The organism is Loktanella sp. SALINAS62 (assembly GCF_018263905.1).
Lineage (GTDB): Bacteria > Pseudomonadota > Alphaproteobacteria > Rhodobacterales > Rhodobacteraceae > Loktanella.
The window spans coordinates 72,518-95,344 of the sequence record NZ_JAAFZU010000008.1; the positions used below are offsets into that span (position 1 = coordinate 72,518).

Consider the following 22,827-nt stretch of genomic DNA (forward strand, 5'->3'; position numbering starts at 1 on the left):
CGAGAGTGGACGATGGCGATCAATGAAATCATCCTGCATATCGGAATGCATAAGACTGGAACAACAGCCATACAGCGGGCTCTTGACGGCTACGATGATGGCAAAACTGCCTACGGCGATCTTAAGATATGGGGCGACCGCGGACCGAACCATGGCAACGCAATCGAAACCCTATTTCGTGCTGATTTTGAGAACATTCCTTACCACCGTCGTCATGGACGCACAAAGGCTCACGTTGCCGGCTACAGACTGTTATACCGCCGACAATTTGACCGGGCATTGTCGTTGGACCGTGCCAAGCTGATCTTGAGCGGCGAAGCCATTCCACGACTGCGGCGCGCGGAGTTGGAGGCATTGCGGGATGAGTTGTTGCTGCGCGCTCGCAAGGTCACGGTGATCGCCTATGTGCGCGAACCCGTCAGCTATTTATCAAGCATGTTTCAGCAGCGCTGCCGCCTTGGTCACATTGAACCAGGGGCTGCGTTGCCGATGCCGCGTTATCGGTCAAAATTTGCCAAATTCGTACGCGTGTTTGGTGCGGACAATGTGCACTTCGTGAAATTCGACCGGACCTGCCTGCGAAACGGGTCCAGTGTCGAAGACCTCGCCTACCGCATCGACATCCGCCCTGACCTGCCGTCTGGCACGTCAAACGAACGCCTCTCTGCGGACGCGACGCGTCTGCTATACCTTCTGCTAACACGCCATTCTGCGGAATGTCGAAAGGTCAATCATGTAAGGCCGCTTTCACAGACGGTACATTTCCTTCAGGACAATGTGACCGGCCCAGCATTTGCCCTGCCAACCGCGCATGTTTATTCGCAACTCGATGGTGATGACGTGGCCTGGGTGGAAAAAATAGCAGGCTTTACATTGCAGACTGATTCCATCGGCCATTGCGACCCGTCGGTCGATTTGGATACGGACCTCGCGGTCATCAGTCCTGAAGGGATTGGAAAATTGATCGCTGCGATGGATCAGCTTGGGTTGCGCGGCAACCCCGACACTCAGCCGTCCGATCTCATCGCGCAGGTCTACCGTCACTTTTGTCGCAAATCGTTTCTGAAATTGCGTGCGCGGCGTGCGGTTGATGCTTTTGTATCACTAAGCGGCAGGGTTGCGCGCAGTTGACAATACCGGCGGCAAGGACTTCTGCATCAGTCATGGTCTCGCCGTAAAGATCGACTAAGATGAGGTAACGCATTAACCGGAGTTTCCGATGTCAGCCAAACCTATAGAGCCAAAACCCGACTCCAAGACGGTCAAGCTGAGCCCTGCTGCCCCGCGTGCGCAGGTCACGCCATCATCTACGTCGCCTGCCGCGCCGACGCCAAAGGTCGTCGAGCCTGCGGTGATGCTGGATGTCGGAGAAGCGATCAAGAAGCCCGAATTCCTTGACCGAGCCGTCGCACGGTCCGGTATCAAGAAAAAAGATGCCAAACCCGCCATCGAAGCAGCACTTGCCGAACTGGCCGACATCCTGGCCGGCGGAGGAGAGCTGATTTTGCCGCCCATGGGCAAGCTGAAATCCATCAAGTCCAAGGATCTGGGCGACGGCGCGCAAATGCTGACCCTCAAGCTGCGGACAATGAAAGACGGTGCAGGCACCGGTGCTGCAAAAACCGGGGTTGCAGACGACGACGAGGACAGCTAAATCCCGCGCACCGGGTGATTAGCTCAGTGGTAGAGCGCTTCGTTCACATCGAAGATGTCAGGAGTTCAAATCTCTTATCACCCACCAGAATTCAGGGGCGTCGCCGCAAGGTGGCGCCCTTTCTCGTAGCGACCCGCAAGGGCCGGGCAATAGCGGAAAGCCATGTGATGACCTATCCTGATCTGTATATCCTGCGGCACGGTGAAACGCTGTGGAACGCCGAAGGCCGGATGCAGGGGCATCTGAATTCGCCGCTGAGCCCGCGTGGTCTGGCGCAGGCGGCGCGACAGGCTGATATCATGGCATCGCGCGATCTGCCCGGATTTGCGTGCTATGCCTCGCCCTTGGGGCGTGCGGTGCAGACGGCGGCCCTGGTGCTTGGGCCGCTCGTGACGACGATCCGCACCGATGACCGGCTGATGGAAATCGACGTAGGCGCCTGGGCAGGACTGCTGCGACGGGATCTGGTGACGGGCGAACTGGTCGAAGGGCCGGACGGCGATGTATCCATCTATGCCCGTGCACCGGGCGAGGGCATGGATGCGCTATTCTTGCGCGCGCGCGCGTTTCTGGACGATCTGGATGGCCCTGCGGTGCTGGTCTGTCACGGCATTATCAGCCGCGTGTTGCGCGTGATCGTGCTGGGTCTGGACCGCGACGCATTGGCGGACCTGCCCGGCGGGCAGGGAAATGTATTCTACCTGTCACAAGGCACACAGCAAGAGTTGCGCTAGCCGCGAAGTTTGGGTAATCGGTGCGGGGCGGGTGGTTAGCTCAGTTGGTAGAGCGTTTCGTTTACACCGAAAATGTCGGGGGTTCGAGCCCCTCACCACCCACCATATACCCCGGCACCTTACGGCTTGACCTGCGCGCGATTGCCGGGCCTGATCGTGGCATGTTGACCCGCAAATCCGATTACAATCAGACACGCGATGCCTTTTGCTGGGATGTGCCCACGCATTACAATATCGGCGTCGATTGCTGTGACCGGATTGCTATGGACCGGCCCGATGCGGTGGCGATCATCGATGCCTCTGGCATTGAGTTGCGGACAGTGACATTCGGCGCTTTGCGCGGTCTGACGAACCGCCTGGCCAACGCACTGGCGGGCGACATCGGTCCGGGTGACAGGATCGCGGTCTTGTTGCCGCAATCGATTGAAACGGCCGTCACCCATCTGACGGCCTTCAAGATGGGCGCGATTTCCATTCCGCTGTTTACGCTGTTCGGTGTGGACGCCCTGCTGCACCGGCTGCGCGATTCGGGCGCACGGGTGGTGGTGACCGATACGGATGGCGCGGCAAAGCTGGCGGCGCTGCGTGACGATCTGCCGGACCTGCGGCGGATCATCATTGTCGGTGCTGATCTTGACACCTTGTTGGCCAGTCAGTCTGACCAGTTCGACCCGGTGGATACGCTGGCCGATGATCCCGCGTTGCTGATCTACACCTCTGGCACGACGGGGGCGCCAAAGGGTGCATTGCATGCGCATCGTGTGCTGCCCGGTCATCTGCCGGGGGTCGAGATGAGCCATGATTTCTTTCCCCAACCGGGTGACCTCATATGGACCCCGGCAGACTGGGCCTGGATCGGCGGGCTGCTGGATGTGCTGTTGCCCGCATTGCATCACGCTGTGCCGGTGGTGGCCTGCCGGTTTCCCAAGTTCACGGCAGAGGCCGCTTTTGCGCTGATGCGCGATCTGAATGTGCGCAATGCGTTTCTGCCCCCGACCGCGCTCAAGATGATGCGGCAGATGGCCGACCCGCCTGCGGTGTCCCTGCGATCGGTCGCCAGCGGTGGAGAGACCCTTGGCGCAGAGTTGATCGACTGGGGGCAGCGCGTGCTGGGTTGCACGATCAACGAATTCTACGGCCAGACAGAATGCAACATGATCGTCAGTTCGTGTGCGGCGCTGGCCGCTGCGGAACCGGGTGTGATGGGCTTTGCCGTGCCGGGTCATGACGTCCGGGTTCTGGATGCGGACGGCACACCCTGTCCGGTCGACGTGGAAGGTGACATTGCCTGCCGCGCCCCTGACCCGGTGATGTTCCTGCGCTACTGGAACAATCCGACCGCGACGGCGGCCAAGTTTCGCGGCGACTGGCTGCTGACCGGGGATCGCGGCATTCCGACCGCCAGTGGACGGATCAGGTTCAAAGGCCGTGATGATGACGTGATATCATCAGCCGGCTACCGGATTGGTCCTGCCGAGATCGAGGATTGCCTGCTGACCCACGATGCCGTGCGGATGGCCGGTGTCGTCGGTGCGCCCGATGCGATCCGGGGGCAGGCCATCGTGGCATTTGTCCAGTTGCGCGACGGGGTGGTCGCAGATGCGGCGCTGGCCGCTGCGCTGACGGATCATGTGCGTCATCGGCTGGCCGCACACGAAGCACCGCGCGAGGTGCGATTTGTCGAAACCCTGCCCATGACGACCACGGGCAAGATTATCCGCGCCGATCTGCGCGCCCGCTGCACGGTGGGCTGACAGCGGGCAACGCCGGTCGGAATGGCGTGTTTTGGTCTTTTCGCATTTGGGGGTGTTTTTGCGCGATCTCATGCTTGACGGGGCAGGGGGGCTTGCATAGAAGCGCGACACGCTTTGCGACATGCAGGGCGGTCAAGGTGCGCGGTTGTAGCTCAGTTGGTTAGAGTACCGGCCTGTCACGCCGGGGGTCGCGGGTTCGAGCCCCGTCAACCGCGCCATTGACCCCCAGATGTCGCAATCGTGTTGAAATGCGCGGTTGTAGCTCAGTTGGTTAGAGTACCGGCCTGTCACGCCGGGGGTCGCGGGTTCGAGCCCCGTCAACCGCGCCATTTCACCCCTTAGTCTATATCACCCTCGGTCGTTGTTTCTGCGAACAATGTTATCCGCATCCGGGATGATCCGGATGCGGCGTTCATTTTCGCAAAATGGCGCGCGTGTTACGCTTGCGTCATCGCGTGCAGGATTCGCGCCCAACTGCGGGTGCCCTTGTGGAACGACGACAGGTCGTATTTTTCGTTGGGCGAATGGATCTGGTCGTCGTCCTTGCCGAATCCGATCAGCATGGCATCCATATCAAGGTAGGTTTTGAAATAGGCCGCAATCGGGATCGACCCGCCACATCCGACAAAGGCCGCCGCATTCGGCCATTCATCTGACAGGGCGTGCCGCGCCTGATCGAATGCGGGATGCGTTGTGGTCATCTGCCCCGCTGCCGATGCGCCGTGCGGCGTAAATGCGACGCTACAATCGGCGGGGATTGCCGCGCGGACCTGCGCGCGAAACGCGTCACGAATGGCGTGTGGGTCCTGCTGACCGACAAGGCGAAAGCTGATCTTGGCTGTAGCCTGCGAGGGCAGGACCGTTTTGAACCCGTCGCCGGTGTAACCGGCTGTCATTCCGTTCACTTCGCAGGTGGGGCGTGACCAGATCATTTCCAGCGGACGGCGGCCTTGTTCGCCTGCGGGATATTTCAGACCGACCTGACCCAGAAACGCAGCGGCGTCGAAATCCAGATCGTCCCACGCGGCGGCCAGTTCGTTCGACAGTTCCGGCACGCCGTCGTAAAAACCGGGCACGGTGATGCGACCGGTTTCGTCGTGCAGATCAGCAATGATGCGCGCCAGCACGCGGGCGGGGTTCATCGCGATCCCGCCGTACATGCCTGAATGCAGATCCTTGGACGGTCCGGTGATGGTGATTTCTTCGCCCAGCAGCCCGCGCAATTGGGTGATGATGGCCGGGGTCGAATCGCCATAAAGGCCTGTGTCGCAAATCAGCGCGATATCGGCGCGCAGCAGGTCGGTATTGTCCTGCAAGAACGGGATCAGGGACGGCGACCCCGATTCCTCTTCGCCTTCGAGGAAAATGGTGATGTTGGCGGGCAATTGGCCGTGGACCTGTTTCCAGGCGCGACATGCCTCTATGAACGTCATCAACTGGCCCTTGTCATCGGATGATCCACGCCCGCGGATCACGCGGCCTTTGGCGGTGTCTTCCACGGCTGGGTCGAACGGGTCGCGATCCCACAGATGCAGCGGGTCGGCGGGCTGAACGTCATAATGGCCGTAAAACAGAATACGGGGGCCGTCGCCGCCGGTCTGGGCCACGACCATCGGATGCCCGGTCGTCGGATGTTTGGCGGCGTCGAATCCGATGCTTTGCAAATCCGACACCAGCCAATCGGCGGCGCGTTCACAATCGGGCTTATAGGCCGGGTCTGTCGAAATCGACGGAATACGCAGCAGGTCCAGCAGCCTGTCCGTTGCGTGTTCAAGGTCTGTATCGATGCGGGACAGGACGGGGGAAAGGATCGTATCGGTCATAAGCAGGCCTTGGCATTGGACGGTTCCACGTCAGACTCTGCCCCTTTGTGCCAGAGGTCAAGCAGCGGGGCGGTGGTGGCCTGCGTGTCGCGCGTGCCTGTTCGGGATGGTTGCGGGCGGTGGTGACGCTGCGGAACTTTGGCTGATTGCCCTGCGGTTTGGGCGCGCTGATCTGTTAATCACTTTGCCTTTAAATGCGGTTTACGCGGTGCGGCCATGCATCCATTTGATATGGATCAAAGCGGGCAAGTCATTGGTCATGCAGTTAAGTGACAACAGGTCGCGTGTTGCCCGGCGGGCCTGCGCCCTATATGCAGCACGGACGAAAGACGCGCACAGCCCGCTGGTTGCTGGTCGCGTCAGCCACACGAAAGGAAGACCGGTGAATTATGATGCTGCCCTCGATACCGCCATCGAACGCCTGCACACCGAGGACCGGTACCGCACATTTATTGATATCGAGCGGACGCGCGGTCAATATCCCCATGCGGTGTGGAACAAGCCCGATGGCACGACCCAGCCTGTAACGGTCTGGTGCGGTAACGATTATCTGGGCATGGGGCAGCACCCCGTTGTCTTGGCTGCCATGCACGAGGCATTGGACGCCACGGGTGCAGGATCGGGTGGCACGCGCAACATTTCCGGCACCACGGTCTATCACAAGCGGCTGGAAGCAGAACTTGCGGACCTGCACCAGAAAGAAGCGGCGCTTTTGTTCACCAGCGCATACATCGCCAATGACGCGACGCTGTCCACGCTGCCGCGGCTGTTTCCGGGTCTGATCATCTATTCCGACGCGCTGAATCACGCCTCTATGATCGAAGGCGTGCGCCGCAACGGCGGGGCCAAACGCATCTTTCGCCATAATGACGTGGCGCATCTGCGCGCATTGCTCGCCGCCGACGATCCCGATGCGCCCAAGCTGATTGCGTTCGAATCGATCTATTCGATGGACGGCGATTTTGGGCCCATCGCGGAAATCTGCGATCTGGCCGAAGAATTCGGCGCGCTGACCTATATCGACGAAGTACATGCCGTCGGTATGTATGGCCCACGGGGCGGCGGCGTGGCGGAACGTGACGGGTTGATGGACCGTATCGACATCATCAACGGCACGTTGGCCAAAGCCTATGGTGTCATGGGCGGCTATATCTCGGCATCGGCACGTATGTGCGATGCGATCCGGTCCTATGCGCCTGGATTTATCTTTACCACGTCGCTGCCGCCTGCGGTCGCGGCGGGTGCTGCCGCAAGCGTGCGCCACCTGAAAGACGATCAGGCGTTGCGCAGCTCTCAGCAGACACAGGCCCGCATCCTGAAAACGCGGCTGAAGGGGATGGGCCTGCCAATCATTGACCATGGCAGCCATATCGTGCCGCTGATTGTGGGCGATCCGAAACATACAAAGCAGCTGTCAGACATGCTGTTGACCGATTTCGGCATATACGTCCAACCGATCAATTATCCTACCGTGCCACGTGGCACGGAACGGCTGCGGTTCACGCCATCGCCTGTGCATGGTCCACGCGAAATGGATGCGCTGGTGCGGTCGCTGGACAGCCTGTGGTCGCATTGTGCGCTGAATCGTGCCGAATTGGCCGGATGATGTTTCTGCGGGTGCAAAGGGGGCAGGCAACTGCTAGGGCTGTTGCGTCAATGTTTCATAAATAATTCGACTTCTGGTCTCGATTATGTGAAATAATGGCGTCAGGCAGGGCATACGGCGGTTAATCCAATGATCGTAAAGACATTCCGGCGCGGCAAAGCGCTTTCGGATACTGAATCCAAAGGCTTTGACGCTTTTGATCTTCGTCTTGGCGACCTGATGCGCGGTGAACGCGCCACATTGGGTAAAAGCCTTTTGGATGTTCAGGGCGAGCTCAAGATCAAAGCCGCCTATATCGCTGCCATTGAAAATTCCGATCCCGGCGCATTCGACACACCCGGTTTTATCGCGGGCTATGTCCGGTCCTACGCGCGGTATCTGAAAATGGACCCTGACTGGGCCTTTGATACGTTCTGCCGCGAAAGTGGCTTTGCCACGGCGCACGGCATGTCAAAAGAAGCCTCGTCAGCCAAACCATCGTCGCGCCCCGCGCAAGGCGCATTCGGCAAGGATATTTTCGCGTCATCGGCCACATCGTTTGTGCCGCGTGGCGAACGGATGTTTACCGGTGTCGAACCGGCAGCGGTCGGGTCCGTTCTGGTTCTGGTTGCCCTGATCGGCGGTCTGGGGTGGGGTGGATATTCGATCCTTCAAGAAGTGCAAAAGGTCCGTCTGGCCCCCGTCGAACAGGCGCCTGTGGTGCTTAGCGATCTTGATCCGCTGGCCGGGGCGACTGCCATTCCCGACAGCGTTGACGATGTCACGCCGGAATTTGCAGCCACCTCTTCCGAAGCATTGGACCGTCTGTATCGGCCACAGGCACTGGACGTGCCCGTGCTGGTCGCGCGGGATGCACCGATTTCGACGCTGAACCCCGGAACCTACGGCACGCTGATCCCCAAAAGCGATGCGACAAGTCAGGCGCAAGCCATTGCGAATGCAGTCGACGAAGCGGTCACGATGGATCTGCCGCCCATTCAGGTCAGCGAAGATCCAACCCCCGGTGTGCAGCTTGTCGCTGTGCGCCCGGCCTGGGTCAGGGTGCGCGCGGCCGATGATTCCGTCATTTACGAAGGCATCATGAACGCGGGCGATACCTTTGCCCTACCCAATACCGAAGAACCCGCAACCCTGCGTGTGGGTGAAAGCGGCGCTGTGTATTTCGCTGTAAACGGCCAGCACTATGGTCCGGCTGGGCCAAGCGGGACCGTGACGTCGAACCTTGCGCTGTCCGCCGACAGCCTGACATCGACCTTTGAACTGGCCGATCTGGAAGCCGACGGCGATCTGGCAGCCGTGGTGAATGTTGCCGAAATCGTTCCCGAATAACCTGATCTGTGCGGTTGTCGGAGCACGGCGCAAGGCTTAGGTTCACGGCAACACGTCCTGATCTGAAAGCTGCGTCATGTCGCTGAATTCCATTCGTCCCTGGCGTCACATCGAACGTCGCAAATCCCGTCAAATCATGGTCGGCAACGTTCCGGTCGGCGGCGATGCACCGATCACGGTGCAGACGATGACCAACACGCTGACGACAGATATCAAAGGCACTATCGCGCAGGTGCAGGCGGCCGCCGATGCGGGTGCAGACATCGTGCGCGTGTCTGTTCCTGACGAAGCATCCAGCAGGGCGCTACGCGAGATCGTGCCAGAGGTCAGCGTGCCGATCGTGGCGGACATCCATTTCCATTACAAACGCGGGATCGAAGCGGCAGAGGCGGGAGCGGCCTGCTTGCGGATCAATCCCGGCAATATCGGTGACGAAAAACGCGTGAAAGAGGTCATCAAGGCCGCACGCGACCATAATTGCAGCATCCGGATCGGCGTGAACGCGGGCAGTCTGGAACGGCACCTGCTGGAAAAATATGGCGAACCCTGCCCGGACGCGATGGTCGAAAGCGGTTTGGATCACATCAAGATCCTGCAAGACAACGATTTCCATGAATTCAAGATCAGTTGCAAAGCGTCCGACGTGTTCATGGCCGCTGCGGCCTATCAACAATTGGCTGACGCGACAGATGCGCCCATTCATCTGGGAATCACCGAAGCAGGCGGGCTGATTTCCGGCACTGTCAAATCCGCCATCGGTATGGGCAACCTGCTGTGGGCGGGGATCGGTGACACCATCCGCGTCAGCCTGTCCGCCGATCCGGTGGAAGAGGTCAAGATGGGGTTTGAGATCCTCAAATCCTTGGGGTTGCGGCACCGCGGTGTGAACATCATTTCCTGCCCGTCCTGCGCGCGGCAGGGGTTCGACGTGATCAAGACGGTGGAAATTCTGGAACAGCGACTGGAACACATCAAGACGCCGATGTCGCTGTCGATCATCGGATGCGTCGTCAACGGCCCTGGTGAGGCGCTGATGACCGACGTCGGATTCACCGGCGGCGGGGCGGGCAACGGCATGGTCTATCTGGCGGGTAAGCAAAGCCACCGGCAGGACAATGCCACGATGATCGAACACATCGTCGAACAGGTGGAAAAAAAGGCCGAAGAACTGGAAGCCCAAGCCGCAGCTGAAGCGACCGCAGCGCAGTAACGCAAAAAAGCGCCGGATTGCTCCGGCACTTTGTCGTTGTGGTGGTGCGGTCGATCAGGACGGCAGGACGTCGCCGCCGTACCAGTTTCCGATCCGCACCTCGATCCCGTCGTTGACAAGCCCGGCAAAGGCTTCGGGATCTTGTGTGCCGTCTTCCTGCCCACGGTAGTGGTAGGGATAGACATAGGTGGGCGCAAAGGTGTTGACCGCGATGGCGGCACTTTCCTTGCTCATGGTGAAGGGCAGGTTCATGCAGACAAAGGCCAGATCGATGTTTTCCAGGGCCAGCATTTCGGGCGTCGCTTCGGTATCGCCGGAAATGTAGACACGGAAACCGTCGAACCCCAGCACATAACCGTTGTCACGGCCTTCGGGATGGAAATTCGCCCGCTCTGGTGTGGTGTTATAGGCTGCAATGGCATCGATCGACAGCGTGTCATACGTTCCGGACTCGCCGTTGGCCAATGCCGTGGCCAGCGCCCGAAGGTTGTCCGGCAGCATGTCATGCACAGCCGGATTTGTAATGATCTGCGTGCTTTCGGTCACGATGCCATTCAGCGTGTCCAGGTTGTAATGGTCGCCGTGTTCATGGGTGATCAACACGAGATCGGCGCGCGGAAATGCGTCGTATTGCGCCACATCCCCCACCGGATCGACATAGATCGTGCCGATGGGCGTTTCCATCACGATGGACGCATGTTCGACGGGATGGACCGTAATATCGCCGGCATCGGTGTTGAACACGTTTGACGTATGTGCCGCAGCATGGGCCGCAAAGGGCAGCAATGTCATTGATCCGGCAGCAGCGCCGGTCATCAGAAAAGCGCGTCGGTTCGGGGTCATGAGAATCTCCGTTAAATCAGTTCAAGACTGATCTAGCGCAGGGTCACGCCCCGGCAACTGTCGTGCTTGCGGGCGTCAGCCGCGCAGATCATCCACCAGTTGTTGCAGTTGTTCGGCGGGCACATAGCCGCGCACCATCTGGTCGGCGACCACAAAGGTCGGCGTACCGTTGATCTGCAACGCCTGACCCAACGCGCGGTTGTCCGCGATCACCTGTGTGACGGCATCGTCGTCCATCATCGCGGTAATCGCGTCGGTATCCAGCCCCAGCGTATTTCCAAGCCGGACCAGCGTATCCATGTCCGGCTGTCCGTCGAACGACATCAGCGTATCGTGAACCGTCTTATAGGCTTCGTCACCTGCAACCATCTTTGTCGCGATGGCGAAACGTGATGCCAGCACGGATTCTTCGCCCAGAATCGGAAATTCCTTGATGATCAACCGGACATTGCCATCTGCTGACAGCAGGCTTTCGACCTCTGGGTGAGCGCGCTTACAAAAGCCGCAGCGGTAATCCATGAATTCCACGATTGTAATGTCGCCATCGGGATTTCCGTCCACGTAGGACACGCCATCGTTGACCAGCGCATCCATCTGGTTTTGCACCATCGCCACTTCGGCTTGTGCCTGTGCTTCTGCTTCGCGCGTTTGCAGCAGGTTGATGGCTTCCATGATGACTTCGGGGTTTTCCATCAGATAGTTGCGGACCTCTGATCGGAATGCGTCGCGCTCTGACGGTGTCATGTGGGACTCTGCCAAGGCGGGCAGGGCCAGAACAAGGGCTGCAAAGGCGGACAGGACAAGGCGCATGGGCTGACTTTCTCTAACGTTCGCGTGGCACATGACCACAGAAGCCGCCGCGTGCCAAGCCACACGGTTGACGCATGACCCCCGGCGCGGGCACAAGCACGTGCAAGAGCAGAAGAAGGCCAGGCATGAGACATTCCACCCGCGGCGACGTCGATCCCTTTATCGTGATGGATGTCATGGAAGCAGCCCGTGCGGCAGAAGATGCCGGGCGGTCGATCATCCATATGGAGGTCGGGCAACCCGGCACCGGTGCGCCGCAATCCGCGCTGGATGCGTTGCAGGCCGACCTTTCGGAACCGCTGGGATATACCGTCGGGCTGGGGCTGCCGGCATTGCGCCAGCGGATCGCACGCCACTACGCCGATGTTTACGGGGTCGATCTTGATCCCGCGCGGGTTGTCGTGACGGCAGGTGCGTCCGGTGCTTTTGTGCTGGCGTTTTCGGCGCTGTTCGATAACGGCGAACACGTGGGGCTGGGGCTGCCGTGCTACCCCAGCTACCGTCAGATTTTGCGGGCGATGGGGTTGGACCCCGTCGAAATCCGCACCACCGCCGCAGGCCGTTATCAACCGCAACCGGATGACGTGGCCGGGCTGGCCGGTCTGATCGTCGCATCGCCTGCCAACCCCACCGGGACAATGCTGGACCGCGATGAACTGACCGCACTGGCACAGGCCTGCAACCGCGCAGGCACAGCGCTGATCTCGGACGAGATTTACCACGGCATCGGCTATGGCAAGCGCGCTGTCACCGCGCTGGAGGTCACAGAAGACGTCTATGTGATCAATTCCTTTTCCAAGTATTTTTCGATGACCGGGTGGCGTGTCGGCTGGATGGTCGTCCCCCACGATCATGTGCGCCGGGTCGAACGGCTGGCGCAGAATATGTTTATCTGCCCGTCCCACGCGTCACAGCGGTTGGCGCTGCACGCGATGGATGCCCGCCCGGAACTGGATGCCAATCTGGATGTTTATGCGGCCAACCGGGCGCTGCTGCTGGATGGTTTGCCACAGGCCGGGTTCACCGCTTTTGCCCCGCCTGACGGTGCGTTCTATATTTATGCGGATGTCAGCGCCTACACCGATGATGCCCGCGCATTCGCCGCAGAGATTTTGGACAAGGCCGGGGTCGCGGTCACGCCGGGTCTGGATTTCGACCCGCAGGACGGGCACCGCTGGCTGCGGTTTTCCTATGCCGGGCGCACCGACGACATGGCCGAAGGGCTGCGCCGTCTGACCGCGTTCATGGCCGCGCGATGATCCGCTGGCTTGCTGTGTTGCTGTGTCTGGCGGGGCCGGTCATGGCGCAGGATTTCGGTGCGCTGGCGCGGGTCGATCCGGTTAATAGCCGGATCGCGGACGCCGACGATGGCTTGGTTGTGGATCTGTCACTGACACAGGCTGTGCCATACCGCGTCTATACGCTGGATGCGCCACGTCGGCTGGTGGTCGAATTCCGCACCATCGACTGGACCGGCCTGCTGCCAGAGGATCTGTTGCAACCCGGCTTGGCGTTGGGTGCCCGCTTTGGCGAACCACGCGCCGATTGGACGTCATTGACCGTCGATCTGGCAGCACCGCTGGCCCTGACCGAAGCAGGGTTGCGGGTCGATCCGCAAACCGGGCAGGGCCGTTTGACGGTCCGGATGGCCCCGACGGATGCTGAACGGTTTGCGATGTCGACAGGCGGGCCATCCGTTCCCGTCTTGCCAGCACCCACGATCACCGCACCGGTTCAGGTTACCGGACCGCCCATCATCGTGATTGATCCCGGTCACGGTGGCGTCGATCCCGGCGCGCTGCGCGGTGGCGTCAAAGAGGCCGATTTGATGCTGGCCCTTGCGATTGAACTGGCAGAGGCGATCGATCGTACCGGCACCTTGCAAGCCGTTCTGACGCGAAATTCGGATGTTTTTGTCCCGCTCGAAGCGCGCATGACGATTGCGCGGGCTGCCGGGGCCACCGCGCTGGTGTCGCTGCACGCCGATGCGCTGGACGAAGGCGGCGCGCGTGGCGCGTCGGTCTATACCTTGAACAAGGATGGTGTGGACCGGGCAGCGCAACGCATGGCCGAACGTCACGAACGCAGCGATTTGTTGTCGGGGCTGGACCTGACCGGGCAGGATGACAGGGTTGCCACCGTCCTGATGGATCTGGCGCGGGCGCAGACGCAGCCGGCATCCACAGCGCTGGCCGATGCAATCGTCACAGGCCTGCGTCAATCGGGGGCACGGGTCAATTCGCGCCCGCGCCGTGATGGACGGCTGGCCGTGCTGAATGCCGCCGATTTCGCGTCTGTCCTGGTCGAAGTCGGCTTTTTGTCTGACGACCGTGACCGTGCCAACCTGTCGACAGCACAGGGCCGCGCCCCCATCGTGGCAGGGCTGGCGAGTGCGATTGCATCATGGGCCGACGCGCAAGCCGCCATCGCGCCGCTGCGCCGCCGATAAGATTGCACGCCGACCTCTTGCAGACGTGATGGTCGATTACGCGAAAACACGTGTGGTTCGCGCTGATCTGCTTTTGACGGCTGCCGGTTCCGCCCCTATAAGCGGGCAAGTTTTCCGCACCCAAAGGTGGTCCTGCCGTGCTGCGATTTATCATGTCTTTTTTCGGCGCGATCTTTTCGATGGCGACATTGGGGCTTGCCATGCTGGCGGTCAGCATCGGTGCGGTTTTCTATCTGTATGGCCGTGATCTGCCGTCCTATGACACGCTGGCGCAATATACGCCCAAGACGATCAGCCGGATCTATTCAGGCGAAGGCAACATCATCGACGAATTCGCGGTGGAACGTCGCCTGTTTACGCCTGCCGAAGACATCCCCGATATCGTCAAGCAGGCGTTCATTTCGGCCGAGGACAAGAATTTTTACACCCACGCCGGTTATGATCCGATGGGGATGGCGTCTGCATTCGTCGACGCCGTCAAATCGCGCGGCGACGAATTGCGCGGTGCGTCCACCATCACCCAGCAGGTGATGAAGAACTTTTTGCTGGACGGGTCGCGGTCGGCAGAGCGAAAGATCAAGGAAATCATACTGGCAAGCCGCATCGAAGGCGCGATGCCCAAGGAAAAGATCCTTGAACTTTACCTGAACGAGATTTTTCTGGGCAAGAACAGCTATGGCGTCACGGCGGCGGCCCTGACCTATTTCAACAAGCCCCTGTCCGAACTGACCGTCGAAGAGGTCGCTTATCTGGCGATCCTGCCCAAAGCGCCATCCGACTATGACCCCGTGCGCCAATACGACCGGTCCATCGCGCGGCGTGGATTCGTGCTGCGCGAAATGTGGGAAAACGGCTATATTGACGAAGCCACCTATGAGACCGCGACCAATGCGCCGTTGCGCACCGTCCAGGGCGGTGATTTTGAAAGCTTTCGGTCGGAACTGCCGCCGCGTGATTACTTCACGGACGAAATCCGCCGCCAGCTCAGCCAGAACTTTGGCGAAGATGAATTTTATTCCGGCGGTCTTGCCATTCGTGCCACCGTTGACGCTGACCTTCAGGTCGAAGCCGCACATGCCCTGCAACGCGCGCTGGAAACCTATGATCGCGGGCAGGGGCGCTGGCGTGGCACGGGAAAATCCATTCCAGCGGACCAGATGGACGATTGGCGCACCGCGCTTTCCGCAGTGCAGGTCGCCCGCGATATCACGCTGGAAAGCCCGTGGCTTCCGGCGGTCGTGCTTGAAATCGGTGACCAGCAAATGACGGTCGGCGCCGAAGGGCAGGACGAGACAAAGGATATTCCGCGCGAAGATATCGCATGGATGTCCGGCAGCTTTGTCGACAACTTTGAACGTGGTGACGTGGTCCACGTCCGCCAGATGAAAAATGACAGCGACGGATCGCTGATCCGCTGGACATTGCGTCAGGTGCCGCAGGTGCAGGGCGCGTTCATGGCGATGGATGTGAACACCGGGCGCGTTCTGGCGATGCAGGGAGGTTTTTCCTATCAGGCGTCCGTTTTCAACCGCGCGACACAGGCGAACCGTCAGCCGGGGTCCAGTTTCAAGCCATTTGTTTACGCCGCCGCACTGGATTCAGGCTACAGCCCCGCCACCATAGTGGTCGACGCCCCGATCGAGATCAACACGCCGCAGGGTGTGTGGCGTCCGCAGAACTATTCCAACCGCTTTTACGGGCCCACACCGCTGCGCACAGGCATCGAACAGTCGCGCAACCTGATGACGATCCGTCTGGCCCAAGAGGTCGGGATTGATACCGTTGGCCGGTATGCCGAAAAGTTTGGTGTTTATGATAACATGAACCGCGTGCTGGCCGCGTCCTTGGGTTCGGATGAAACCACGCTGTTCAAGATGGTTGCCGCCTATGCCATGTTCGCCAACGGTGGTGAACGTGTGGAACCAACCCTTGTCGACCGTGTGCAGGACCGGTTCGGCACGACCGTCTATCGTCACGATCAGCGCATCTGCGAAGATTGCCAGTTGGCCAGTCTGCCAGCGGGCGAGGCACCCACGATCCAGTCGAATCGCCAGCGCGTCATGAATGAAATCACCGCCTATCAGCTGACCAGCATGATGCAGGGTGTTGTCGAACGGGGCACGGCCCAGAATGCAATCAATCTGCCGGTGCCGATCGCGGGCAAGACCGGGACGACCAATGACGAAAAAGACGCGTGGTTCGTGGGCTTTTCGTCCAACATTGCAGCGGGTTGCTACATCGGGTTCGACAACCCCCGCCCGATGGGCAAAAGCGCGTCCGGCGGCGGTATCTGTGCGCCCGTGTTCAACGCCTTTATGTCCGAAGCGATCAAGACCTATGGTGGCACGGCCTTCAGCGTGCCGGAAAACTGTCAGTTCATCAATATCGACCGTTTCACCGGGGCGCGTCTGCCGGACGGCGCATCGGGCACGAACGTGATCGCGGAATGCTTCCGCCCCGGCGAAGAACCGGTGTTCGGCATCACGTTTGACGGTGGATTCGCCATGTCTGCTGATCTGCCGCTGTTCGACGACGTGCCGCAGGCCGCCCGTCAGGTGACGACGTCAACCGGTGGCACCGCGACCGTGGGACCACGCGCCACGTCGGGCGCACTGTCGTCCGGCGGGCTCTACTGACCCACATCGCTTGCCGATGATCGCGGGCCGGGGTATTCCCGGCCCGATCCTGTTTTACAAGGGGCTGCCCATGCGCGCCGAGACCGAAACCACCATCGCCGCCATCCGCAAATCGCTGTCGCTTCTGGCGCAGCGGCTGGACTATGAAACGGCGCCGCACCGGCTGGAAGAATTCAATGCCCGTGTCGAAGACCCGACCCTGTGGGACGACCCCGCCAACGCACAAAAGCTGATGCGCGAACGCCAGTCGCTGGTTGACGCGCTGGATAGCTACCACGCGATCAAGCAGGATCTGTCCGACAACGTGGAACTGATCGAACTGGGTGAAATCGAAGACGACGCCGGCGTCGTGGCAGAAGCCGAAGCAGCGCTGAATGACCTGCGCGCCAAGGCAGCAGAAAAGGAACTGGAAGCGTTGCTGGACGGCGAAGCCGACGGCAATGACACCTTCCTTGAAATCAACGCAGGTGCGGGCGGGACCGAATCCTGTGATTGGGCCAACATGCTCAAACGAATGTATATCCGCTGGGCCGAAAAAAAGGGCTACAAGGTCGAACTGCAATCCGAAAGTCAGGGCGAAGAAGTCGGGATCAAATCGACGGCGCTGAAAATCAGCGGCCCCAACGCCTATGGCTGGCTGAAATCCGAAAGCGGTGTACACCGGCTGGTGCGGATCAGCCCCTATGACAGCGCGGCCAAGCGGCACACGTCGTTTTCATCTGTCTGGGTCTATCCGGTCGTCGATGACAACATTGAAATCGAAGTGAACCCGTCTGACATCCGCATCGACACCTACCGGTCGTCAGGGGCAGGCGGCCAGCACGTGAACACGACCGATTCTGCCGTCCGGATCACCCATGAACCGACCGGGATCGTCGTTACCTCGTCGGAAAAGTCCCAGCACCAGAACCGTGATATCGCCATGAAGGCGCTGAAATCGCGCCTGTATCAGATGGAACTGGACCGGCGGAACGCAGCCATCAACGAAGCCCACGAAAACAAGGGCGACGCGGGCTGGGGCAACCAGATCCGATCCTATGTTTTGCAACCTTACCAGATGGTCAAAGATCTGCGGACACGGTTTGAAACCTCTGACACCTCCGGCGTGCTGGACGGTGATCTGGACGGGTTGATGGCCGCGACGCTGGCCATGGATGTCAGCGGCAAAAGTCGGGCCGAAGCCACGGCAGAAGATTAAGTCCGGCTTGCCAAACCAGCCGTTGCGCGGTCTGGTGACGGCATGGACAACATCAATGATCTGAACGCACATGACCTGTCGGACGCTTTGGCGTCCGGCACCCTGACCGCAGCCGAACTGATGGACGCCACGCTGGCGCGGATCGCGGATCGCAATCTGGCACTGAACGCCATCGTGTCCCTGCGCGACGCGGACACCCTGATGGTAGAGGCGGAGGCTGCCGACGCCAGCCCGCGCAAGGGCTGGCTGCATGGCATCCACATCGCGGTCAAGGATCTGGCCAATGTGGCGGGATTGCCAACGTCGATGGGGTCACCGGCGCTGGCGGGGCGTGTGGCTGCAACATCCGACATCATGGTGCAGCGCATGCAGGATGCAGGCGCCATCATCATCGGCAAAACGAACACGCCCGAATTTGGTCTGGGCAGTCACACGTTCAACCCGGTGTTCGGGCCCACCCAGAACGCACTGATGCCAGGCCGCACGGCGGGTGGATCATCTGGCGGGGCAGCCGTGGCGCTGGCGGCGGGCATGATCGCGGTCGCGGACGGGTCCGACATGATGGGCAGTCTGCGCAATCCTGCGGGCTGGAACGGGGTCTACGGGATGCGCCCGACATGGGGGCTGGTGCCGTCCGAACCTGCGGGCGACAGTTTCCTGCATCAACTGTCCACCAACGGTCCGATGGCACGCTGTCCGCGCGATCTGTCAGCCCTGCTGGCGACGCAAAGCGGCCCCGATGCGCGCCAGCCGCATGGGTTGACCGCCTATCAGGACGGGCCACTGGACGTTGACCTGACGGGCCGGCGCATTGGCTGGCTGGGCGACTGGGGCGGTGCCTATCCGATGGAAAGCGGGGTGCTGGATCACACCGCAGCACAGGTCGCGCGTCTGTCTGATGCTGGCTGCGACGTGACGGTGATTGCGCCACCGTTCAGCGCCGCAGCCCTGTGGGACAGCTGGATCGCGCTGCGCAGTTTTGCCGTCGCGGCAAGCCTTGGGGCACTTTACGACGATCCAGCGACGCGTGACGCGCTGAAACCTGCCGCCATCTGGGAAATCGAACGCGGGCGGGCATTGACGGTGCTGCAGATCCAACGCGCCAGCAACATCCGGTCTGACTGGTTCCGCACCGCGGCGCGGTTGTTCGACACGCTGGATGCGATTGCGCTGCCGACCGCACAATGCTGGCCGTTCCCAGTGGAATGGGACTGGCCCAAATCCATCGGTGGCGTCGCCATGGACAGTTATCACCGCTGGATGGAAATCGTGGTGCCCGCGTCGCTGATTGGCCTGCCTGCGGTCGCGGTGCCGTTTCCCGTCACACCGCAAGGCCCGATGGGGTTGCAATTCATCGGACGTGCCCGCGATGACCGCCGGTTGCTGGAACTGGCGCAGGGCTGGCACCGGATCACCGCCTGACGAACAGTCCTGCCACCAATGCAGACACGGCGGCCAGCGCCGATGCGACCCACGCGATTGTGGCGAAACCCGCGTTCATCGCGTCCAGATGGCCGGGCAGGGGCGACACTTCGCCAAAGCTCGCAGGGCCGCCACTGATGGTGTAACTGATGGTGACGATCGAACTCATTGCGGCGACGGCGATCAGGCCCGCGATCCGGCTGACGGCGTTGTTGATGCCCGATGCCGTGCCGTCACGCCCCGGACCGGCTGCCCCCATGATGCAGGCGGACAGTGGGGCCACCACCATGCTCATCCCCAGACCGACGATGGCCATGGTGGGCAGCACACCCAGCCAGAATTCTTCTGATGGAATGACCAGCGCCAGACTGGCATAGCCCACAGACACCAGAATGGACCCGGTGGTAATCAGGGGCCCCGCGCCGTGGGTGTCGGCCATCTTGCCAAAACGGGTGGACAGCGTGGCGATGAAAATGGTGATCGGCCCAAAGGCAAAGATCGTCTCAAACGCGGTCAGACCCCATCCGGCGACGGTCAGCATCGGCAAAAAGAACAGGATCGCGGACATGCCGAAATACAGCAGGAACGTCGATCCGTTGGCAGCCGAAAATGTGCGGTTGGCGAACATCCACAATGGCATCATGGGCGTGTCGTTGCGGCGTTGCTGCCACAGAAAAATCGTCAGGATCACGGTGCCCGCGATTCCCGTGGCGATGGTGATACGGGTGTCATTGCTGCGTTCCAGATGCGTCAGCGTCCACGCCAGCAGGCCCAGCCCCAGCACTGCCAGTGCTGCACCCGTCAGATCGACGCGTTCGCCCTTGCGCCGGGGGTCAGAGTGTACGGCGCGCCACACCAGCACCAACGTCACCAACCCCAGCGGTAGGTTGATGGCGAAAATGCCGCGCCATGCGTCGTCTTCTCCGGCGGACAGGATCAGGCCGCCGATGATTGGCCCGGCTGCGGTCGTCAGCCCCGATGCCGCAGCCCATATGCCGATGGCGCGGCCACGTTCTTCGCGGGGATAGGCACGCGAGATCATCGCAAGCGATCCCGGCACCATCAGTGCGGCCCCGGTGCCCTGCGCCAGACGCGCGACGATCAATGCGTCAGGCGACGGCGCCAATGCACATAGAACCGAGGTGACCAGAAACAGGCCCACGCCGATGGAAAACACCTTTGCCAAGCCGAACCTGTCGCCAAATGCACCGCCCGTCAGGATCAGCGCGGACAGGGTCAGCATGTAAGCGTTGTTGATCCAGGTCGCTTGGTTCAGCGATGCACCAAGTGATGATCTGATCGCGGGGATTGCGATGCTGACCACGGTGCCGTCGATGAATCCCATCGACGAGGCCAGAACCCCGGCAGCCAGAATCCAGCCGCGGCGGTTTTCGCGTGCGAAATCCGGTACGAAAACGGGCCGCGTCCGGTCGGACGGGGCCCGTTCAGGAGGCGTTGGAAGGGTCAAGGATCAGCTTTTGTCGGCGTCCCCGGCCGCCTTGGGGGCGGGCGTCGCAGAGGTTGGCATCTTGGTGGCTTTGCCACCAGACGACAGCGGGTCGTCCTGACGCTGCACGGAGCCTTCGAAATGGGCACCGGATTCGATGGCGATTGTCTTGTGGATGATGTCGCCTTCGACGCGGGCAGTCGAGGTCAGTCGCACCTTCAGGCCGCGCACGCGACCGACGATGCGGCCATGAATGACGATATCGTCGCCCATGACTTCACCCTTGACGGTCGCACCTTCGCCGACGGTCAGTAGGTGGGCGCGGATATCGCCTTCGACCTGACCTTCGATCTGGACATCGCCCGTTGTTTTCATATTGCCCGTGACAAGCAGGTCAGCGGACAGGATGGACGCGGGCGGCTTTGCCTTTGCCGGGGCTGACGGTTTGTAATCGCTGCCGGACGCCGGCGCAGCGTTGGACGGCTGCGGCGCGGTTGTGTCGGCTTTGGGGCCAGGTTCGTTGATCTTGGATTTAGAAAACATCTTGTCCAGCTCTTATATATGTCATTGGATTGACGGGTGTGCCGCCCACACGCACTTCGTAATGCAAGTGGGGACCAGTTGAACGTCCTGAGTTGCCCATATCACCGATCCGTTCCCCGCGCGAGACCCTTTGACCGACCTTCACGCGCATTGCAGACAGATGTGCATAGCGTGTTTCGATCCCGAACTCGTGCTGAATTTTGATCAATCGACCGTAGCCGGATGCCCAGCCTGCCTCTGTCACGACACCATCAGCGGTGGAATAGATCGGCGTGCCGATGGGCGCTGCGAAATCGGTTCCCGCATGCAGGCGTCCCCATCGCTGGCCAAAGCCGGATGTGAAACGAAAGCTGGATTTGACGGGGGTATCGAATGGCGCCTTTTCGGCTGCGATCCGATACAGGTTGATGGCGTCCAACCGGTTCAGGATGCCATTGGCGCGTTCGGCGTTGGGATCGGGCGCACCGCCGCGCGTCGAGAATGACAGCGGCGTCAGCGGACCACCGGACCCGGAATAGCCGCGGCGCACCTGACTGATGATGTTGTCCGGGTTCATACCGGCAGCGCGGAACATTTTTTCCAGCGGTTCCACGGACACTGTCATCGCGTCTTCGAGTTGGCGAAAGATATCGTCGTTGCGTTCTTGCAGCAGACGCAATTCCATTTGGCTTTCGGCGGCGTTATCCAGCGCGAATTGGGCGTCGGCGGCGATCTTGTCACGTTCCGCTGCGGTTTCGGCCAAGGCTGTGGCCAGCAGATCGACGGTCGTATCTGCCTGTTGGGATTGCAGGGCGCCGGCGGCGGGTGATCCGTCCTCGGACATCAGTGCGGCTAGCTGGGTGCGGGACGATTTCACGTCCTGCATCGTATTGCGCAATGTCGTCTGCACCACATCCAACCCGGTTTCCAGTTCGCGGCGCTGGTCTTCGGTGGACAAAAGCTCGCTTTGCATCACGGAAATCTGGTTCAGTGCCGCGCTGAACCGCTGCTGGGCGGCGACCGCTTCGGCGGCGCGCGCATCACGTTCGGCGGACAGGGCATTCAGCCGATGTTCATAGATGATCTGGTCACGCTGGGCCTGGGCGCGGAAATTCCCCGCACCGATGCTATCCATCAGCATGATGGCCGTCGAAATGATTGTCCAACCGACAAGAACGGTTGCCACGGACCACCCTACAAGCTGGTGAGACGGACGCAGCCGAATGAATCGCGTTTCGGTGTCCGACCGAATGAACAGTCGCTTTTCCGGAAACCGTTTTTCAAGGCGTGCATGCACAGCCAGCGCAAGACGTGATCTCACGTAATTCTCCCAAACCTGTCCCTCGGCGCGGCTTACCTGTATCTTGTTTTCGTCCGCGTCACATTCGTT

At 60.7% G+C, this 22,827-nt stretch carries 18 protein-coding genes and 4 tRNA genes; 16 read left to right on the forward strand and 6 right to left on the reverse strand.

What is annotated here, in order from left to right; all coding sequences use genetic code 11:
- From GZH79_RS04445 to GZH79_RS04480, 8 genes are all read left to right on the forward strand, one after another.
- The coding region (locus tag GZH79_RS04445; RefSeq protein ID WP_211642265.1) for a hypothetical protein at positions 1–1,131 on the forward strand (1,131 nt) is incomplete at its 5' end.
- 88 nt (positions 1,132–1,219) lie between these two features.
- Positions 1,220–1,654, forward strand: a complete 435-nt coding sequence (locus tag GZH79_RS04450; RefSeq protein WP_249218977.1) for a hypothetical protein — start codon at positions 1,220–1,222, stop codon at positions 1,652–1,654.
- Positions 1,655–1,666: 12 nt separating this feature from the next.
- A tRNA-Val gene (locus GZH79_RS04455) sits at positions 1,667–1,741 on the forward strand.
- An 80-nt stretch (positions 1,742–1,821) separates the two neighbouring features.
- A complete protein-coding gene (locus GZH79_RS04460; RefSeq protein ID WP_211642267.1) occupies positions 1,822–2,388 on the forward strand; it encodes a histidine phosphatase family protein in 567 nt (188 codons plus the stop codon).
- Between the two features lie 29 nt (positions 2,389–2,417).
- A tRNA-Val gene (locus GZH79_RS04465) sits at positions 2,418–2,493 on the forward strand.
- 56 nt (positions 2,494–2,549) lie between these two features.
- Positions 2,550–4,142 (forward strand): AMP-binding protein, encoded by a 1,593-nt coding sequence (locus tag GZH79_RS04470; protein ID WP_211642269.1) that lies wholly within the window; start codon positions 2,550–2,552, stop codon positions 4,140–4,142.
- 141 nt (positions 4,143–4,283) lie between these two features.
- A tRNA-Asp gene (locus GZH79_RS04475) sits at positions 4,284–4,360 on the forward strand.
- Between the two features lie 34 nt (positions 4,361–4,394).
- Positions 4,395–4,471 (forward strand) — tRNA-Asp (locus GZH79_RS04480).
- 108 nt (positions 4,472–4,579) lie between these two features.
- Here the strand turns inward: GZH79_RS04480 and GZH79_RS04485 are convergent.
- Positions 4,580–5,965 (reverse strand): M20/M25/M40 family metallo-hydrolase, encoded by a 1,386-nt coding sequence (locus GZH79_RS04485; protein ID WP_211642271.1) that lies wholly within the window; start codon positions 5,963–5,965, stop codon positions 4,580–4,582.
- 382 nt (positions 5,966–6,347) lie between these two features.
- Here GZH79_RS04485 and hemA point away from each other — a divergent pair, with 382 nt between their 5' ends.
- The 3 genes from hemA to ispG all read left to right on the forward strand — a co-directional run bounded on the left by hemA (position 6,348) and on the right by ispG (position 10,110).
- Positions 6,348–7,571, forward strand: coding sequence for a 5-aminolevulinate synthase (gene hemA, locus GZH79_RS04490; RefSeq protein WP_211642273.1), 1,224 nt, complete (start codon positions 6,348–6,350; stop codon positions 7,569–7,571).
- A gap of 129 nt (positions 7,572–7,700) precedes the next feature.
- Positions 7,701–8,900, forward strand: a complete 1,200-nt coding sequence (locus tag GZH79_RS04495; RefSeq protein ID WP_211642275.1) for a helix-turn-helix domain-containing protein — start codon at positions 7,701–7,703, stop codon at positions 8,898–8,900.
- A gap of 76 nt (positions 8,901–8,976) precedes the next feature.
- Positions 8,977–10,110: a flavodoxin-dependent (E)-4-hydroxy-3-methylbut-2-enyl-diphosphate synthase gene (gene ispG / locus GZH79_RS04500; RefSeq protein ID WP_211642277.1), complete on the forward strand. Its 1,134-nt coding sequence runs from the start codon at positions 8,977–8,979 to the stop codon at positions 10,108–10,110.
- Between the two features lie 54 nt (positions 10,111–10,164).
- Here the strand turns inward: ispG and GZH79_RS04505 are convergent, their stop codons facing one another.
- Both GZH79_RS04505 and GZH79_RS04510 read right to left on the reverse strand, forming a co-directional pair.
- The gene (locus GZH79_RS04505) at positions 10,165–10,953 is read right to left on the reverse strand and encodes an MBL fold metallo-hydrolase (RefSeq protein WP_211642279.1); all 789 of its coding nucleotides are present in this window, start codon (positions 10,951–10,953) and stop codon (positions 10,165–10,167) included.
- Between the two features lie 75 nt (positions 10,954–11,028).
- A complete protein-coding gene (locus tag GZH79_RS04510; RefSeq protein WP_211642281.1) occupies positions 11,029–11,763 on the reverse strand; it encodes a DsbA family protein in 735 nt (244 codons plus the stop codon).
- A 125-nt stretch (positions 11,764–11,888) separates the two neighbouring features.
- On the opposite strand from GZH79_RS04510, the gene GZH79_RS04515 reads away from it, so the two are divergent.
- From GZH79_RS04515 to GZH79_RS04535, 5 genes are all read left to right on the forward strand, one after another.
- Positions 11,889–13,022, forward strand: a complete 1,134-nt coding sequence (locus GZH79_RS04515) for an aminotransferase class I/II-fold pyridoxal phosphate-dependent enzyme (protein WP_211642283.1) — start codon at positions 11,889–11,891, stop codon at positions 13,020–13,022.
- Positions 13,019–14,212 carry an N-acetylmuramoyl-L-alanine amidase gene (locus tag GZH79_RS04520; RefSeq protein ID WP_211642285.1) on the forward strand — a complete coding sequence of 398 codons (1,194 nt, stop codon included), beginning with the start codon at positions 13,019–13,021 and terminating at the stop codon, positions 14,210–14,212. The genes GZH79_RS04515 and GZH79_RS04520 overlap by 4 nt, the downstream gene beginning before the upstream one ends.
- 137 nt (positions 14,213–14,349) lie before the next feature.
- Complete coding sequence (locus GZH79_RS04525; RefSeq protein WP_349291157.1) at positions 14,350–16,848, forward strand: PBP1A family penicillin-binding protein; 2,499 nt, start codon at positions 14,350–14,352, stop codon at positions 16,846–16,848.
- A gap of 70 nt (positions 16,849–16,918) precedes the next feature.
- Positions 16,919–18,046 carry a peptide chain release factor 2 gene (gene prfB, locus GZH79_RS04530; protein WP_211642287.1) on the forward strand — a complete coding sequence of 376 codons (1,128 nt, stop codon included), beginning with the start codon at positions 16,919–16,921 and terminating at the stop codon, positions 18,044–18,046.
- A gap of 42 nt (positions 18,047–18,088) precedes the next feature.
- On the forward strand, positions 18,089–19,468 hold the full coding sequence (locus GZH79_RS04535) for an amidase (RefSeq protein WP_211642289.1): 1,380 nt from the start codon (positions 18,089–18,091) through the stop codon (positions 19,466–19,468).
- On the opposite strand, the gene GZH79_RS04540 is transcribed toward GZH79_RS04535, so the two are convergent.
- The 3 genes from GZH79_RS04540 to GZH79_RS04550 are packed head-to-tail and all read right to left on the reverse strand — an operon-like array spanning position 19,458 to position 22,758.
- Positions 19,458–20,936: an MFS transporter gene (locus GZH79_RS04540; RefSeq protein WP_249218978.1), complete on the reverse strand. Its 1,479-nt coding sequence runs from the start codon at positions 20,934–20,936 to the stop codon at positions 19,458–19,460. The genes GZH79_RS04535 and GZH79_RS04540 overlap by 11 nt on opposite strands.
- Before the next feature lie 3 nt (positions 20,937–20,939).
- A complete protein-coding gene (locus GZH79_RS04545) occupies positions 20,940–21,458 on the reverse strand; it encodes a polymer-forming cytoskeletal protein (protein WP_211642291.1) in 519 nt (172 codons plus the stop codon).
- Complete coding sequence (locus GZH79_RS04550; RefSeq protein ID WP_211642293.1) at positions 21,448–22,758, reverse strand: M23 family metallopeptidase; 1,311 nt, start codon at positions 22,756–22,758, stop codon at positions 21,448–21,450. Before GZH79_RS04550 ends, GZH79_RS04545 begins: the two co-directional genes overlap by 11 nt.
- Between the last annotated feature and the right edge of the window lie 69 nt (positions 22,759–22,827).